16 protein-coding genes are annotated in these 15,787 nt (G+C 61.4%); 3 read left to right on the plus strand and 13 right to left on the minus strand.

The window, feature by feature from the left end; all coding sequences use genetic code 11:
* The first annotated feature begins 138 nt into the window (after positions 1-138).
* Entirely contained in the window at positions 139-834 is a 696-nt protein-coding gene (locus JAO85_RS09615; protein WP_012836894.1) for a response regulator transcription factor, read from the plus strand.
* Here JAO85_RS09615 and JAO85_RS09620 read toward each other — a convergent pair.
* Both JAO85_RS09620 and JAO85_RS09625 read right to left on the minus strand, forming a co-directional pair.
* A complete protein-coding gene (locus JAO85_RS09620; protein WP_202787965.1) occupies positions 831-2,660 on the minus strand; it encodes a hybrid sensor histidine kinase/response regulator in 1,830 nt (609 codons plus the stop codon). The two genes, JAO85_RS09615 and JAO85_RS09620, sit on opposite strands and share 4 nt — an antisense overlap.
* On the minus strand, positions 2,644-3,057 hold the full coding sequence (locus JAO85_RS09625) for a YchJ family metal-binding protein (RefSeq protein WP_202787966.1): 414 nt from the start codon (positions 3,055-3,057) through the stop codon (positions 2,644-2,646). The genes JAO85_RS09620 and JAO85_RS09625 overlap by 17 nt, the downstream gene beginning before the upstream one ends.
* A gap of 130 nt (positions 3,058-3,187) precedes the next feature.
* Between JAO85_RS09625 and JAO85_RS09630 the strand changes: the two genes are divergently transcribed.
* Positions 3,188-3,679: a DUF421 domain-containing protein gene (locus tag JAO85_RS09630; protein WP_034357088.1), complete on the plus strand. Its 492-nt coding sequence runs from the start codon at positions 3,188-3,190 to the stop codon at positions 3,677-3,679.
* A gap of 24 nt (positions 3,680-3,703) precedes the next feature.
* On the opposite strand, the gene JAO85_RS09635 is transcribed toward JAO85_RS09630, so the two are convergent.
* The 11 genes from JAO85_RS09635 to JAO85_RS09685 all read right to left on the minus strand — a co-directional run bounded on the left by JAO85_RS09635 (position 3,704) and on the right by JAO85_RS09685 (position 14,453).
* The gene (locus JAO85_RS09635; protein WP_003073149.1) at positions 3,704-4,495 is read right to left on the minus strand and encodes an alpha/beta fold hydrolase; all 792 of its coding nucleotides are present in this window, start codon (positions 4,493-4,495) and stop codon (positions 3,704-3,706) included.
* Positions 4,496-4,656: 161 nt separating this feature from the next.
* Positions 4,657-5,787, minus strand: a complete 1,131-nt coding sequence (locus JAO85_RS09640; protein WP_202787967.1) for an acyl-CoA dehydrogenase family protein — start codon at positions 5,785-5,787, stop codon at positions 4,657-4,659.
* A 45-nt stretch (positions 5,788-5,832) separates the two neighbouring features.
* Positions 5,833-6,504, minus strand: a complete 672-nt coding sequence (locus JAO85_RS09645; RefSeq protein WP_202787968.1) for an SDR family oxidoreductase — start codon at positions 6,502-6,504, stop codon at positions 5,833-5,835.
* 77 nt (positions 6,505-6,581) lie between these two features.
* The gene (locus JAO85_RS09650) at positions 6,582-7,211 is read right to left on the minus strand and encodes an MSMEG_1061 family FMN-dependent PPOX-type flavoprotein (protein WP_003061621.1); all 630 of its coding nucleotides are present in this window, start codon (positions 7,209-7,211) and stop codon (positions 6,582-6,584) included.
* Positions 7,208-8,320, minus strand: a complete 1,113-nt coding sequence (locus tag JAO85_RS09655; RefSeq protein ID WP_202787969.1) for a hypothetical protein — start codon at positions 8,318-8,320, stop codon at positions 7,208-7,210. The genes JAO85_RS09650 and JAO85_RS09655 overlap by 4 nt, the downstream gene beginning before the upstream one ends.
* 107 nt (positions 8,321-8,427) lie before the next feature.
* The gene (locus JAO85_RS09660; protein ID WP_034357074.1) at positions 8,428-9,612 is read right to left on the minus strand and encodes an acetyl-CoA C-acyltransferase; all 1,185 of its coding nucleotides are present in this window, start codon (positions 9,610-9,612) and stop codon (positions 8,428-8,430) included.
* 41 nt (positions 9,613-9,653) lie between these two features.
* Positions 9,654-11,501 (minus strand): bifunctional isocitrate dehydrogenase kinase/phosphatase, encoded by a 1,848-nt coding sequence (gene aceK, locus JAO85_RS09665; RefSeq protein WP_202787970.1) that lies wholly within the window; start codon positions 11,499-11,501, stop codon positions 9,654-9,656.
* 103 nt (positions 11,502-11,604) lie between these two features.
* Complete coding sequence (gene can, locus JAO85_RS09670; protein ID WP_202787971.1) at positions 11,605-12,267, minus strand: carbonate dehydratase; 663 nt, start codon at positions 12,265-12,267, stop codon at positions 11,605-11,607.
* A gap of 50 nt (positions 12,268-12,317) precedes the next feature.
* Complete coding sequence (locus tag JAO85_RS09675) at positions 12,318-13,505, minus strand: isovaleryl-CoA dehydrogenase (protein ID WP_003061608.1); 1,188 nt, start codon at positions 13,503-13,505, stop codon at positions 12,318-12,320.
* 39 nt (positions 13,506-13,544) lie between these two features.
* The gene (locus tag JAO85_RS09680; RefSeq protein ID WP_202787972.1) at positions 13,545-14,003 is read right to left on the minus strand and encodes a PaaI family thioesterase; all 459 of its coding nucleotides are present in this window, start codon (positions 14,001-14,003) and stop codon (positions 13,545-13,547) included.
* A gap of 48 nt (positions 14,004-14,051) precedes the next feature.
* A complete protein-coding gene (locus tag JAO85_RS09685) occupies positions 14,052-14,453 on the minus strand; it encodes a MerR family DNA-binding transcriptional regulator (protein ID WP_003061601.1) in 402 nt (133 codons plus the stop codon).
* Positions 14,454-14,574: 121 nt separating this feature from the next.
* On the opposite strand from JAO85_RS09685, the gene JAO85_RS09690 reads away from it, so the two are divergent.
* On the plus strand, positions 14,575-15,660 hold the full coding sequence (locus JAO85_RS09690; RefSeq protein WP_202787973.1) for an MBL fold metallo-hydrolase: 1,086 nt from the start codon (positions 14,575-14,577) through the stop codon (positions 15,658-15,660).
* Positions 15,661-15,787: the final 127 nt, after the last annotated feature.

The raw sequence follows: 15,787 nt of genomic DNA on the forward strand, positions 1-15,787 counted from the left end.
TTGATGTTGGTTGAAAATGTCCATATCCCGACACTGAGATAACAAGCAGCGTCGTCTTACAGACATTGTCAGAAGGCTTGCGAGCAGACCACTCCCTACCGAGGAGGGGTCTTTGTTACCAAGCCCAAAGGAACGCTCATGCCCGATCTACTGCAAATCCTGAGCACCACTCAACTGAGCGCACAGCCCTATGCGCTGGTGGTGGATGATCACCCGCTGGTCGCTGAAGGTGCAGCCCATGTGCTGATGACCAGCGCCGGCGTGCAGCGGGTGCGCTGTGCGGTACACGGCAATGAGGCTCTGGCAATGATTGCTGCGCTGGGTGAGCCCGTTATCACCGTGATGGACTTCTGGCTGGAGGACGGCGCATCACTGGAATTTGTGCATAGCATCCTGGCCTTGGCTCCTGGCACACGCATTCTGGTGACCAGCGGCGACAAGCACCCGGCCATCGCCAGCAAGGCCGCTGCCGCAGGCGTGCATGGCTTTGTGCACAAAAGCAGCCCGTCTCACGAATTTCAGGCAGCAGTGCAAGCCCTGCTGGCCGGTCGCACCTGGTTTGAGGCCCTGCCTCCCATCCCCACCGCCCCTCCGGCGCCAACTGCGGGCAGCATCCTGCACATGAGCGCCAGAGAGCTCGGCATCACTGCGCGCCAGGCTCAGGTTCTGAGCCTGTTGCTGCAGGGCAAGCCCAATCGCGCCATTGCACAGGCGCTGAATCTGTCCGAATACACGGTCAAGGAACATGTCACCGCCCTGCTGCAGCGCCTGGGCGCCAGCAACCGCGTGGCGCTGATCACGCGCATGCGAGGCATCGAAGTCGACTTGGACTAAGGCTGACGGATCGCCATACAGCGCGCCAGCACGGCATGCAGCTGGTCGGGCTGCAGCGGGGTCGCCAGAGCCAGATAGCCCTGATCCTGGACCTGCTCCAGCATCTCCTCATCGCCGCTCATCAAAGCACCGCTGGCTTGCGGATGCTCCTCCAGCAGCTGCATCAAACACTCAAGCCCGCTTGCGCCATCCTTCAATCGCTGGTCGCACAGCACAAAGTCTGGCCGCAGTTCATCGGCCAGCAGTTGCTGCGCCTCAAGCAAGCTGCGCGCTCTTTGCACCTGCACACCCCAGCTCTGCAAAATCTGCACCAGCACCGGGGCCAGCTGCACATCGTTTTCCACGACCAGGCAGTGCCCCTGCAAGGGGGCAAACCACTGCGGCCCAGTCGATATCGGCGGTGCCGGCAGCACAGACGAGGTCTGCCACTGCTCGGCATCCTGCGGCCAGCGCAGCCAGAAACATGAACCCTTGCCCGGCAGCGACTGAACCCCGCATTCCACGCCCAGCCGCTGCGCCGCCAGCGCCACCACGGACAAGCCCAGGCCACGCCCGCGCAATGGCGCCGGCACGCCATCCCTGGCATCGCGCTGCTGGCGCGCAGGGCTGCGATAGTGACGCATGAAGACCTGTGCGCATTCCTGCTCGCTCATGCCGCAGCCACTGTCCCACACCTGCAAAAGCCAGCGCCCCTGTCTGTGCCGCAGCGCCAGCAGCACCCCGCCCTGGTCGGTGTAGCGCAGCGCGTTTTGCAGCAGATTGAAAACCATCTGCCGCAACAGCACCGCATCCGTGCACAGCGCCGGCATATGAGCCGGTTGCCTCACGCGCAGACGCAGACCGCGCTGCGCTGCCTCCCGCGCGAACAGGCGTCGGGCTTCGTCCAGCACCGCACTCATGGATACCGCCTGCCATTGCGGTGCGAAGCTGTCGCCCTCAAGTCGCGACAGATCCATCAGGTCGTTGAACATGGAGCCCAGATCGCGCGTGCAGGCCTGCATTTCCTGCAGCAGTTGTGCCAGCTCGTCATCCTGATTGCGCTGGTGGGCGGCTTGCAGCATCAGGCCCATGGCATGCAGGGGTTGCCGCAGATCATGGCTGGCGGCGGAAATGAACCAGTTTTTCTCGGCCAGCGCATTCTCGGCCTGCTCCTTGGCCTCGCGATAGCGCTCCGCCAGTGCCTGACGCTCCAGCTCGTGCGCCATCTGCTGCTGCACGAAGCGCCGCGCGCCCCAGGCGTGGCGTGCAAGTATGGCGCCGTACAGCAGCAGCAGCGGCAACAGATAAGGGCCTTTTTTCGGAAAGTAATGCAGCGTGCACAGCAACATGGGCAAGTAGATACCCACCATGAAGGCGGCAAATACCTGCAGTACGGGCGCCAGAAAAGTGGCAGCCGATGCCATCACGCCCAGCAGCACCAGATAGATCAGCAGGCGCAGCTCACTATGGCTTTCGCCCCAGGTAAAGGCCAGCACGCTGACCCAAAGCAGGCCGTTGATCAGTGCGGCCAGCGCCAGCTGCCGCTGCCAGGTCGTCAATGCCTCCTGCAGTCGAGATGGCTCCCAATCGCGCGCCGACCGCCACTGACGATGCAGGCTGCGGCGGAACAGCAGAAAGCCCAGCGCCATGACGATCATCAGCCCCCACCACCAGGCCAGCCCCGCGCTGACGGCTGGGCTGTTGCGGGTACTGACCCACAGCAGCAGGGCAGGAATCAGCAATGCGGCGATTTCGGAGGAGCCACGCGAAGCCAGGGACTGCAACAGGCGCAACCAGGCCTGCAGCCGGGTCAACTGCGCCGAATCGACTTCAGAATTGGTCGCCATCGACGTAGAACCAGCGCCCACCCTCGAGCACAAAGCGGCTGCGCTCATGCAGGCGCACGGCACGACCCGCCAGACGATAGCGGGCGACGAATTCGACCTCCGCAGAAGCATCGCCGGTCAACTGAAACTGCTTCACATCCAGCCCCAGCCATTTGGTGGCTGGATCGAAATCGAGCTGCGACGGGCGATGGCTGGTATGCCAGGTGGCTTGCAAATATTCCTGATTCTCAGACACGAAGGCCGTGTAGCGCGAGCGCATCAGCGCCTCGGCATCGGGAGCGGGCCGGGCATCCCAGTGATCGATGTAGCGGCCGCAGCAATCGGCATAGGCCAGCAGCCGCCCCTTGGCATTCTTGCGTCCACAGGGACAGTCCCGCTTTTTCTCGGCTTCTTTCACAACTTTGGCAGTCTTGATTGGCAATGCTGCATTGTCGGCCAAGTCGAACAACGAGCAAGCCGGCTTGCGCAGTCGCTTGCCTCAGAGCAAAGTAGCGGCAGTCCAAAGCTCGCTGTTCAAAGGTTTGCCTATGTTCTCCATGGCTGCTCCCTGGTGGGAGTTCGTGATTCGCGGTGTCAGCGTCTACCTGTTTCTGCTGGTGTTTCTGCGTCTGACCGGCAGGCGCCAGACCGGCCAGTATGCGCCTTTCGACCTGGTGCTGCTGCTGATTCTTTCCAACGCAGTACAGAACTCCATGAATGCGGGCGACAACTCGCTGATCGGCGGCCTGATCAGTGCCGGCACGCTGCTGGCCTGCCATGCGCTGCTCTCCCGCCTGAGTTACCGCTTTGCGAGGCTTCGCAGGCTGGTGAATGGCAAACCCAAGGTTCTGATTCACCAGGGCATTGTGCAACCCAGTCTGATGACGCAGGAGCAGATCACTGCCGAAGACCTGGCGGCGGCCCTGCGCTCCAATGGCTGCCTCAACGCGCATGAGGTGGAGCGCGCCACGATCGAGACCAACGGCCAGATCACCGTGGTGCTGCGCAAGCGCAGCATGGCTGAGCTGGGGGAGGCCTGAGAGCCTCAGAGCGTGTTTAGGTTCTCAGTGCAGGCCGTCCAGAAACTGCCTGATGGCCGCATTCACGGGTTCCGGGTGCGTGAGATTGGCGGCATGGCCTGCACCGGCCACATCCACCCACTGGGCCTGGGGCAAGCCCTTGAACATGGCCCGCGCACGCTCCACACCGATGGCTGCATCCTTGTCGCCATGAATCACCAGCGCGGGCACCTTGATTTCGGCCAGGCGCGGGCTGATGTCGTCGCGCAGCGCCAGCGTCGCAAAGCTCTGCCCCAGGTTGATCGGCGAGGCCTGCTTCCATTTGGCGCGCCACTGCGCAGCCCCGGGCCAGCCCTGGCCCAGAATCGTGTGCTCCACGATGGTGGCCATGTCATCCGACAGCCCATGCTCCATCCAGGCCTTGAGCAAGGCCTCGTGGTGCGGCATCTGCTCGGGGTCTTCCAGCATGGCCTGGGTGTCTATCAGCACCAGCGCGCCCACGACATCCGGATGAATCAGCGCGCAGCGCAGCGACAGATAGCCGCCTTGCGACATGCCCACCAGCACCGCTTTTTCCACACCCAGATATTTGAGCAAGGCCGCCAGATCGTCGGCCGAGTCATAGTAGCTGAACGCTTCGCAATGCTCGGGATCAGCGGTCTGCCCGTGGCCGCGCTCATCCCAGCTGATGCAGCGATACTGCCCCTGCAAAGCCTGTATCTGCGGCTCGAACATGGTGTGATCCATGAGCAGGCCGTGCGAGAACACAATGGCCGGGCCGCGACCTCCCGTGTCCTCGTAGTAGATATTCTGACCATTGACCTGGGCAAAAGGCATGCCGGACTCCTGCTGCAAATGGTTGAAACCCCTGTGGGAACTCCCCACACTGAGCACATCCTAAGCAGGCCTTGTGACATCGGCAACCGGCCCGTCCCCTGATGTGCCACAGCCTCGTGCACAGCAGTTGACAGCGGCGGGCTTTTGCCACCTGACTCAGATCAGGCCAGCGCCCGCTGGATCAGGATCTTCTGCACATCGCTGGTGCCTTCGTAGATCTGGCATACGCGCACATCGCGATAGATGCGCTCCACGGGAAAGTCGCTCACCACGCCATAGCCGCCCAGGGTCTGGATGGCGGCGCTGCATACGCGCTCGGCCATCTCGCTGGCAAAGAGCTTGGCCATGGCGGCCTCCTTGAGGCAGGGAAGACCCGCATCACGCAGGCTGGCAGCATGCCAGATCAGTTGCCGGGCCGCTTCAATTTGCGTCGCGCATTCGGCAAGCCTGAAGCCCACGGCCTGATGGTTGAAGATGGGCTGACCAAAGCTCTCGCGTTCCTTGCTGTATTGCAGCGCGCATTCAAAGGCCGCACGTGCCATGCCCACGCTTTGCGCGGCAATGCCGATACGCCCGCCCTCCAGTGCAGAAAGTGCAATCTTGTAGCCCTCGCCCTCGGCCCCGATCAGGTTCGCGGCGGGAATACGGCAGTTCTCGAAATTGATCTGCGCCGTATCGCTGCTGTGCTGGCCCAGCTTGTCTTCGAGACGTGCCACCTGGTAGCCGGGATTGCCGGTGGGCACGATGAAGGCACTCATGCCCTTCTTGCCCGCCGCCTTGTCGGTGACGGCGATGACGATGGCTACATCGCCATTCTTGCCACTGGTGATGAACTGCTTGACGCCGTTGATGACGTAGTCGCCGCCATCGCGCACGGCCGTGGTACGCAGCGCCGAGGCATCGCTGCCCACATGGGGCTCGGTCAGGCAAAAAGCACCCAGCATCTGACCCTGTGCCAGCGGACGCAGCCATTGCTCCTGCTGGCTGGCATTGCCGTACTTCATGAGGATGGCATTGACCGGGCAATTGGTCACGCTGATGACGGTGCTGGTGCCACCATCGCCAGCGGCGATTTCCTCGAGCACCAGCGCCAGGCTCACATAGTCCAGGCCCGCACCGCCGAGCTCCTCGGGCACGCAGATGCCATAGGCACCGAGCGCGGCCAGCCCCTGGTGCACGTCCTTGGGGAACTCGTGTTCCTTGTCCCAGCGCGCGGCATGGGGTGTGATCTGCTCGCGCACAAAATCGCGCAAAGCGTCGCGGATCATTTCCTGGTCCTGATTCAGCAGCATGTTGTCTCCGATATTTATAGCTATATGCCCGTTGTTCAGCCTGGGCTAGGCGTCTAGAAGCTGGATGTATCTGCCGTCGTGGCGCAGCAGCTGACCACGGTCTTCGGGCTTGACCTGCGCCAGGGCCTGCATCAGTCCCTGCACGCTTTGAGCCACAGACAGCGGGGCCGCAGCGCCGCCCATCTCGGTCTGCACCCAGCCCGGGTCCAGCGCCAGCAGCGTCAGCCCCGGCCATTGGCGGCAGGCCGAGACCACGGCCATATTGAGCGCAGCCTTGCTGACGCGGTACAGCCAGGCGCTCTCGTCCGCATCGGCCAGCAGGGACATGCCGCTGGAGAAGGCGCCGATCACGCCGCCAGCGTCCTGCACCATGGGTGCAATCTGCGGCAGGGCCTGCATAAAGCCCAGCACATTGCTGTGCATCACCAGGTCGAACTGCTGCTGGGTAGGCGGCACGCCTGCGTCATGACCGTCCCAGACACCGGCCACGTACAGCGCGACGTCAATGCTGGCCCCGTCGAGCTGCCAGGCCAGGCCGCTGACGCTGGCGGGATCTGCCAGATCGACCTGCAGCACCCGGGCGCCGCGTGCCTGCAGGTCGACCATGTCTTCAGCCTTGCGCACGGTGGCAATCACCTGGTGGCCTTGTGCCAGATAGGCCTCGGCCAGGGCTCGGCCCAGGCCGCGTGATGCGCCAAGAATCAGTATCAAAGCCATAGCTGCTTGCGCCTATGAATGTTTAGTTTCAAAACGTTTTCCATCGAAAATCCTTTCATAACAAGCGCTGTAAGCTATCAATTTTTCTTGATCTGCTCGGCGGCAATCATGGCGCCATAGCGGGCCACCATGCTTTCCTGCGATTCAGGCTGGGCGGTCAGTCCCATTTGGGCATGGATGATCTGATTGAGCGTGGGCATGACGTTGCGCGCCACCCTGGCCTCCTCGCTCCACAGGCGCGAGCGCATCAGCGCCTTGGCACAGTGCAGATAGGCCTCCTGCACATGGACTTCGATCACCAGCTTGGGGCGGAAATGATCACTGGCAAACAAAGCCGTGTAATGCGCCTCGTCACGCAGCTGGGCCGTGCCATTGACGCGCAGGGTTTCGTCAAAGCCCGGCACAAAGAACAGCAAACCCAGGCGCGGGTCGTCGAGCAGATTGCTCAGGCTGTCCAGCCGGTTGTTGCCGCCCGCATCGGGAATGAGCAAGGTATTGGCGTCCGGTGCCTTGACGAAGCCAGGCTTGCCGCCTCGTGGCGAAGCATCGAGCAAGGTGCCGCCCGCACCGCCGGTGGCCATGACCAGAAACGGCGACAGCGCGATAAAGCGCAGGCAGTGCCGATCCAGCTCCCACTGCTGCTTGAGCAGCGCCCGCTCGGCAGGAGGCTCGTACAACTGCAGCAGTTGTTCGCGCGAAGTGATCATGAAGCCAGGACCTCCTCGGGACGGTCGTTGCGGTGAATGGCGGCGTACAGAGACAGGAATTCGTTCCAGGAAGGGTCGAAGCTCACGCTGAGCTCGCCCTCCAGCCCCGGCACATGCTGCCTGCCCAGCTGTCCGGCCAGCTGCACCGCATGGGTAGGGTCTTCCACATAGTAGGTGGCAACGCGGGCACTCATGTTTTCCACGCGCGAGAAGGCAAGAATGCCACGCTGCTCACGGCTGAGTTGTTCATCCAGCGCATCCTGGGCGTCACGCACGCCGTCCAGCTCTTGCTGGCTGGAGAAGCTGAAGCGCCACTCCATGAAATGCGACAGATCGGCGCGCGTGGCCACGGCATTGGCACCGTCGTGGAAGGTCAGGATGTCGGGCGGCGCATCCTCGTCGGCATCCTGTGCACGCACTTCGAGCGACAGCCAGCGGTCGCTGTCTTCCTTGGGGAATTCATAGCTGCGGCCCAGTTGCTGGCGGATGAAGCCATCGAACAGCGGCGGGAACTCCGACAGCAGAGCGGAGCCGTAGACATCGGTCGCTGCCTCGGAGGCAAACTCGACCGGGCCTACGCGCACCGAAAAATCCCACTCGCCCAGTACATGGTCCAGCATGATGAAAGCCATGTGCTGCGCATGCTCGGCCATGTCCCTGGCAATGGGCTTCTCGAACGAGAGCTTGAGGCCGATGATGCCGCCCGCATCGTAATAGCCCACTCGGATATCGGAGCAAGCCAGCTCGAAGCCGTCCATGCGCATGCCGAAATTGCTGCCCAGCGCGCGGCTGCGAAACGCCTGCACGCTGTAATGCTCGAAGCGCGGCGCCTGGCGTACCAGTGCCTGGGCATTCTCGAACTGTGCCGTGTTGCCATGGGCCGAGATCACCAGACGGGAGCCGGCCTCCCCGAGCTTGCCCTCCAGCTCCAGACTCAGGCCCGGTGCATATTGGTGCAGCAACTCATTGGAGCTTTCCACAAACTCATGGCGATCGAGCTCCTCCAGCTGGCTCAGCTGGTTGGAAAAATCGCCCCAGAAAGCATCAATCTGCTGCGGCTCCAGCGGCTTGATGGTCTCGCTCTCGTCGTGGTGAATGTCTGCGCTCATGAATGATTTCCGCAATGTGAGCTGCACACATTCAGCGCGAATGCGTGCAATCCGTTGAACATGCGTTCACTGTAGAGCAAACCGGTGACGGTTCTGAGCAAATGGCGTCAGATCAGCTCAATTGCCATGGCCGTGGCCTCACCGCCGCCGATGCACAGCGTGGCCAAGCCCTTCTTCTTGCCGCGTGTCTTGAGCGCGTGCAGCAGGGTGACCAGAATGCGCGCACCGCTGGCGCCAATCGGGTGTCCGAGAGCACAGGCGCCGCCATTCACGTTGACCTTGTCATGCGAGACCTTGAGATCGGCCATCAGCGCCATGGGCACCACGGCAAAGGCTTCATTGATTTCCCACAGGTCCACATCCTCCACGGCCCAGCCAGCCTTCTTGAGCGCCTTTTCGGTGGCGCCCACGGGCGCGGTGGTAAACCACTCGGGGGCCTGTGCAAAGGTCGCGTGCGAGACGATGCGCGCCAGCGGCTTGCAGCCCAGCTGCTTGGCGGTGGACTCGCGCATCAGCACCATGGCGGCAGCGCCGTCGTTGATGCTGGAGCTGGAAGCGGCAGTGATGGTGCCGTCCTTCTTGAACGCAGGCTTGAGGCTGGAGATCTTGTCCAGCTTGGCCTTGGCCGGGCCTTCGTCAACGCTGACGGTCACGTCGCCCTTGCGGGTCTTGACGGTGACGGGCGTGATTTCGGCGTCAAAAGCACCGCTTTGCGCGGCAGCCTGGGCGCGCTGCACGCTGGCAATGGCAAACGCGTCCTGCGCTTCACGCGTGAACTGGTATTTGGCGGCGCAGTCCTCTCCGAAAGTGCCCATGGAGCGGCCCGCCTCATAGGCGTCCTCCAGACCGTCGAGCATCATGTGATCGAAGATCTTGTCGTGCCCCATGCGATAGCCGCCACGCCCCTTCTTGAGCAGATAAGGCGCATTGGTCATGCTCTCCATGCCGCCGGCAATCATCACCTCGCGGCTGCCGGCGATGAGCTGGTCGTGCGCCAGGATGGTGGCCTCCATGCCGGCGCCGCACATCTTGGACAGGGTCACGGCGCCTGTGCTTTGCGGCAGGCCGCCCTTGAAGCCGGCCTGGCGAGCCGGAGCCTGGCCCTGGCCGGCCATCAGGCAGTTGCCGAACAGCACTTCCTCCACCAGCTCGGGCCGGATGCCAGCGCGCTCGACTGCCGCCTTGATGGCTGCTCCGCCCAGATCATGGGCGGCCAGATCGGAAAAATCGCCCTGGAACGCGCCCATGGGAGTGCGGGCAGCGCTGACGATGACTACGGGATCCTGATGCATGGTTTGTCTCCTTGAAAAATGGATGGATGTGATCTGCCTCTTCAAGCGAGGCTATTGGCGGGAATCTCGAAACGCTGCGTGTCCAGGCCTGCGTCGCCAGCATGCAGAAAGCGGCTGCGCTCGTAGGGAAACACGTCCAGAAAATGACCGTCACGGATACGGCTCTGGTGGCCGCGCCAGAACTCGGCCTCCAGCAGGTCGGCGTGATGGCGCATGAAGATGTCGCGCACAGCCGGATGGCCCAGCAGAAAAGGCCCGAAGGTCTCGGGAAAGACATCCCTGGGGCCGACCGAGTACCAGATGTCGCCCGACATCTCCTCTTCCTCGGTTCGCGGCTGCGGCACCTCGCGGAAATTGCAATCGGTCAGGTATTCGATCTCGTCATAGTCGTAGAACACCACCTTGCCGCCACGCGTGACGCCAAAGTTCTTCCACAGCATGTCGCCGGGAAAGATATTGGTGGCGACCAGATCCTTGATGGCATTGCCGTACTCGAGAATCGCCCTCTCCATGGCAGCGCGGCGCTCCGGCTTGGTGTCTGCTTCCGCCAGGCACTCCATCAGGAACAGATTCAGCGGCACCAGACGGCGCTCTATGTAGAGGTGGCTGATGATGACCTCCATCTGCCCGTCGCCATCACGGTCGCTGATCTCGATCTGCTCGGGGGCCTGAGCGTGCAGCTCGGCCAGCAGTTCATCGCTGAAGCGCTCCTTGGGAAAAGCCACCAGGCTGTACTCCATGGTGTCGGCCATGCGGCCGCCACGATCATGCTTCTTGACCAGCTGGTACTTGGCCTTGACCTGGGGACGCGAAACATCCTTGCTGCTGGCGATACGGTCCTTGATGAGCTTGAACACATAGGGGAAGCTCGGCAGGTCGAATACCAGCATGACCAGGCCCTTGATGCCGGGCGCAATGCGCAGCTGATCGCTGGAATGGCGCAGATGATGCAGGAAGTCGCGGTAGAACAGGGTCTTGCCCTGCTTGGCCAGACCCAGGGCGTTATAGATTTCCGCCTTGGGCTTGCGCGGCATGAGGCTGCGCAGAAAGCTCACATAGGCGCTGGGCACTTCCATGTCCACCATGAAGTAGGCGCGCGCAAAGCTGAACAGCGCATGCAGGTCGTCCTCGCCGAACAGGGCCGCATGCACTATGAGCTGCTCCTTTTCTCCATGCAGGATGGGAATCGCCAGCGGCAGCTCGGTATAGCCGGTGATGATCTTGCCGACCAGGTAAGCCCCCTTGTTGCGATAGAACAGGCTGGACAGCACCTGGAGCTGGAAGTTGGCCCTGAGCGTCAGGCCCGCCAGCCTCTCGCGTATGCGCTCGGCCAGCAGATGCACGTCGCGCTGCAGGTCTTCGAAGCGGCATTGCAGCTGCAGTTGCTCGAACAGGCTCTGCAGCGTGCCTTCGATCTGGGCGAGGTTGCCGGGGTAGTAGGCGCGGTAGATGGGTACGGCACCCGGCGCGGTATTTTCCAGGTATTCGGTGCTGACAGCCGCACGCACGAAGATGAAGTCGTTCTGGAAATGGGTGCGGTGCAGAATCTTGGTCGTGACCGAGTTGAAGAAGGTCTCGGCCAGCTCCGGCTGCAGATGATCGACCATCAGGCCGATGTAATGGAGCTTGACCTGCTGCCAGACAGCCATGCTCTGCAGGCTGGCGGCAAACTCCTCTTCCAGCCTCTGGATGCAGGCACGCACCTGCCGGTCGTAGAACTCTATGCGCTCACGCTGAGCCTGCTGCTGGCCCGGCCAGTCCATGGTCTCGAAGCGCTGCTTGGCTCGGGCAGCTTCCGCACTGAACATGCGGTAATGCTGGTTGTAGCCATGCATCAGGGCCTGCGCAATGGCATAGGCCTCGGGGGCGTCCAGTCGTTGCGGAAACATGGCGGGCCAGTCGCTCCAGATAAGTGAGCAGCACTCTCAAACGGAACAAGCGACACAGGCCTTGAGTCCGCTTGAGGGCACTGCAACTGCGCAGCGGCAGCGATCAGTCGCGCTTGCGCGCAGCGACCTTCTCGACAGCCTTGTTGTAAACATCCTCCAGGCCGCCCACACCAGGCACGGTCATTTCGAGGTTGGTGATGTGGCCGTTGTTGAGGCTGTAGCACCAGCCGTGCAGAGTCACCTTCTGGCCACGGGCCCAGGCATCCTGCATCACGGTGGACTGGGCCACGTTGACCACCTGCTCGATGGCGTTGAGCTCGCACAGCACATCGTGGCGGAACTGGGTGGAGATGCCTTCCAGCAGCTTGATGTGCTTGTCGCGCACGTCGCGCACATGGCGGGTCCAGTTGTCCACCAGACCCAGACGCAGATTGTTCAGCGCCGCATACACGCCGCCGCAGCCATAGTGGCCCACCACCATCAGGTGCTCGATCTTCAGATGATCGACCGAGTACTGGATGGTGGACAGGCAGTTCAGATCGCTGGGCACCACCACGTTGGCCACGTTGCGGTGCACGAACACCTCGCCAGGCTCAAGACCCGTGATCTGGTTGGCTGGCACGCGGCTGTCCGAGCAGCCGATCCACATGTATTTGGGTTTTTGCTGCGCCATCAGTCCGGTAAAGAAACCAGGACGATCACGCTCCATCTGGTCTGCCCATTGGCGGTTGTGGACAAACAGTTCGTCGATGGAGGTCGTTGTCATGAAGCTATCCTTCTTTTTGTGGTTGAAAGAACGGCGCAGCTCCTGCTTTCTCAGCAGGTTTCAGCAAACAGCTCGCGGCCTATGAGCATGCGGCGAATTTCGCTGGTGCCAGCGCCAATCTCGTAGAGTTTCGCATCTCGCCACAGACGACCGAGCGGATACTCGTTGATATACCCATTGCCGCCATAGATTTGCACGCCCTCGCCGGCCATCCAGGTGGCCTTCTCGGCGCACCACAAGATCACGCTGGCGCAGTCCTTGCGAACCTGGCGCACATGATCGGTTCCCAGAAGATCCAGGTTTTTAGCGACCGTATAGGCAAAAGAGCGGCCTGCTTGCAGCACGGTGTACATATCCGCCACCTTGCCCTGGATCAGCTGGAACTCGCCGATGCTCTGGCCGAACTGCTTGCGGTCGTGGATATAGGGGACGACATTGTCCATAACGGACTGCATGATGCCCAGCGGGCCGCCGGTCAGGACGGCTCGCTCATAGTCCAGGCCGCTCATCAATACCTTGGCGCCCATGTTCAGGCCGCCAAGAATGTTTTCAGCCGGCACTTCCACATCCTGGAACACCAGCTCGCCCGTGTGGCTGCCGCGCATGCCCAGCTTGTCGAGCTTTTGCGCGATCGAGAAGCCCTTCATGCCCTTTTCGATCAGAAAGGCCGTCACGCCACGAGCGCCCATCTCCGGCTCAGTCTTGGCATAGACCACCAGGGTGTCGGCATCGGGCCCGTTGGTGATCCACATCTTGTTGCCGTTGAGCAGGTAGTAGCCACCCTTGTCCTCGGCCTTGAGCTTCATGCTGATGACGTCGGAGCCGGCACCGGGCTCGCTCATGGCCAGCGCGCCCACATGCTCCCCAGTGATGAGCTTGGGCAGGTATTTGGCCTTCTGCGCCTCGCTGCCGTTGCGATTGATCTGATTCACACACAGATTGCTGTGCGCGCCATAGGAAAGGCCCACCGAGGCACTGGCGCGCGATATTTCCTCCATGGCCACCATATGCGCCAGATAGCCCATATCGGCGCCGCCGTACTGCTCGGGCACGGTGATGCCGAGCACGCCCAGCTCGCCGAACTTGCGCCACACGTCCATGGGGAACTGGTCGCTGCGATCAATCTCGGCCGCACGCGGAGCAATCTCGCTCTGTGCGAATTCACGCACCGCATCACGCAGCGCATCGATGTCTTCACCGAGCTGGAAGTTCAGTCCGGGCAGATTGGCAAGGCTCATGGTTGTCTCCTGTAGATATGGGTCTGACGAATCGTCTTGTCAGTGTTGTATGCCTTCACGGTTCTGCACACACATCAGAGTGCAGCTCATTGTGGCAATCAGTTTCTCTTTTCCCTGGTCAATGGCAAACGCCTTGCCTTCGGATACGGTGATGGTGCGTCCGGGCTTGATGACCCGGCCCTCCATGCGAAAGCGCTGGCCTTTGGCAGGAGCGAGCAGATTGATCTTGAATTCGATGGTGAGCACGGCCGCATCGGCCGGCATCAGCGTCAGGCCCGCGTAGCCGCAGGCCGAGTCGAGTGCGGTGGATACCATGCCGGCGTGCAAAAAACCATGCTGCTGCGTCAGGCCCGGAGCCCAGTCCAGACAGATATCGACAACGCCTGGCTCCACCAGGCTCAGCTCCGCGCCAATCGTGGCCATGGCGCCTTGCTTCGCAAAGCTCTGCTTCACTCGATGAACAAAATCCAGAGACTCGGTGACACCTGCAACAGACATGGCAACTCTCCAGCAAAGCTTTGCAATTTACGTTTACGTAAACGTCAATTATGCGCCATTTTTACTCTCGCTCCTCTTCAATAGCGTGCGAGCCTCTTTTTCCTGCTCTCGCACCTCATCCAGGGTCACCTGCAGATCGGCCATCTGCGCTTCGAGCTGCTTGCGGTGGATGGCCAGCACATCGAGAAACTTGCGCAGTTGCACGCCCGTATCACGCGGGCTGTCATACATGTCGATGATTTCCTTGGCCTCCGACAGCGACAGTCCCAGGCGCTTGGCCCGCAGGGTCAGGCGCAGACGTGCGCGATCTCGGGACGAGTACACGCGATTGCGACCGCCTGCGCCGGAGCGCTCCGGCTGCAGCAAGCCCATGTCCTCATAAAAACGGATGGCCCGGGTCGTGAGATCGAACTCTTTGGCAAGGTCACTGATGGTGTAAATGGTCGACATGATTCTGTGGGGTTGTAAGTCTTGCATCGCACAGGCGACTGCCAGAGGCGGCTTGGTCTCTAAAATGCTTTGACAAAACTGACGTTTACGTTAACGTCAATGCTAAACGAAATACCGCCCCATGACCTCAAGCCAAGAATCCGCTCTTCATTACCCGCTCGGCGATACCTTGCCCGGTCCTGCCCAGACTCTGGAAGTCGCACCCGGCGTCAAGTGGATCCGCATGACCTTGCCGTTTGCCCTCGATCACATCAACCTCTGGCTGCTGCGTGATCGCCAGACCGATCTGCATGGGCAGGTACGCGAGGGCTGGACGGTCATCGACTGCTGCGTCAATCGCACCGAGGCGCGCGAGCAATGGGAACAGATTTTTGCCTCTGCGCTTGAAAACCTGCCTATTTTGCGTGTCATCGTCACCCATATGCACCCCGACCATATCGGCCTGGCCGGCTGGCTCTGCCATCAATGGAATGCGCCCTTATGGATCAGTGCCACCGATTACAACGTCGCCCGCGTCGCCATGAAGGACAGAGACGGCTTCGGCGGCGAATCCGGTGCGGACTTCTACAGCCTGCACGGACAAAGAGATGAGGAATTTCTGCTCCATGTGCGCGGCCGGGGCAGCTATTACTCTTCGCTAGTCGCCCCCATCCCCGACATCTATCACCGCATCATGGATGGCGACGAGATAGACATCAACGGCCGCACGTGGCAGTGCATTGCCGGCTATGGTCACGCCCCGGAGCACATGGCGCTTTACTGCGCCGAGCTCGAGACACTGATCAGCGGCGACATGGTGCTTCCCCGTATTTCCGCCAATGTCAGCGTGCATTCTTCCGAGCCCGAAGCCAACCCCCTGCAGCTGTTTCTCACATCGCTGAAGCGCTACTTCGCGCTCCCACAGAATACCTATGTTCTGCCCTCGCATGGCAAACCATTCACGGGATTGCATGTCCGTGTCCAGCAACTGCTCGACCATCATCAGGAACGTCTGAACGACATCATGCAGGCCTCGCAGCTACAGGGGCTGAGCGCTGCCGACATCCTTCCCATCCTCTTCAAACGCCAACTGGACACCCATCAGATGACTTTCGCCATGGGCGAAGCTCTGGCCCATCTGCACTATCTCTGGTTCAGCCGGCAACTGACGCGGCGGCTGGATGAAAACGGCATCCTGCGCTTCTACGCCCCGAATATGCAGAAATAAAAAGAGAGCGCCTAGCGCTCTCTTTTTATGGGTTTCCGGTATTTTTGCAGCTGCAATGCTTTGACAGCGTACGACAGGCGCTCCTCGTTTCGAAGCACCCAATAAAAAACCCCGTAATCTTTCGACT

The sequence above is a fragment of the Comamonas sp. NyZ500 genome, assembly GCF_016772095.1.
GTDB classification, from domain to species: domain Bacteria; phylum Pseudomonadota; class Gammaproteobacteria; order Burkholderiales; family Burkholderiaceae_C; genus Comamonas; species Comamonas thiooxydans.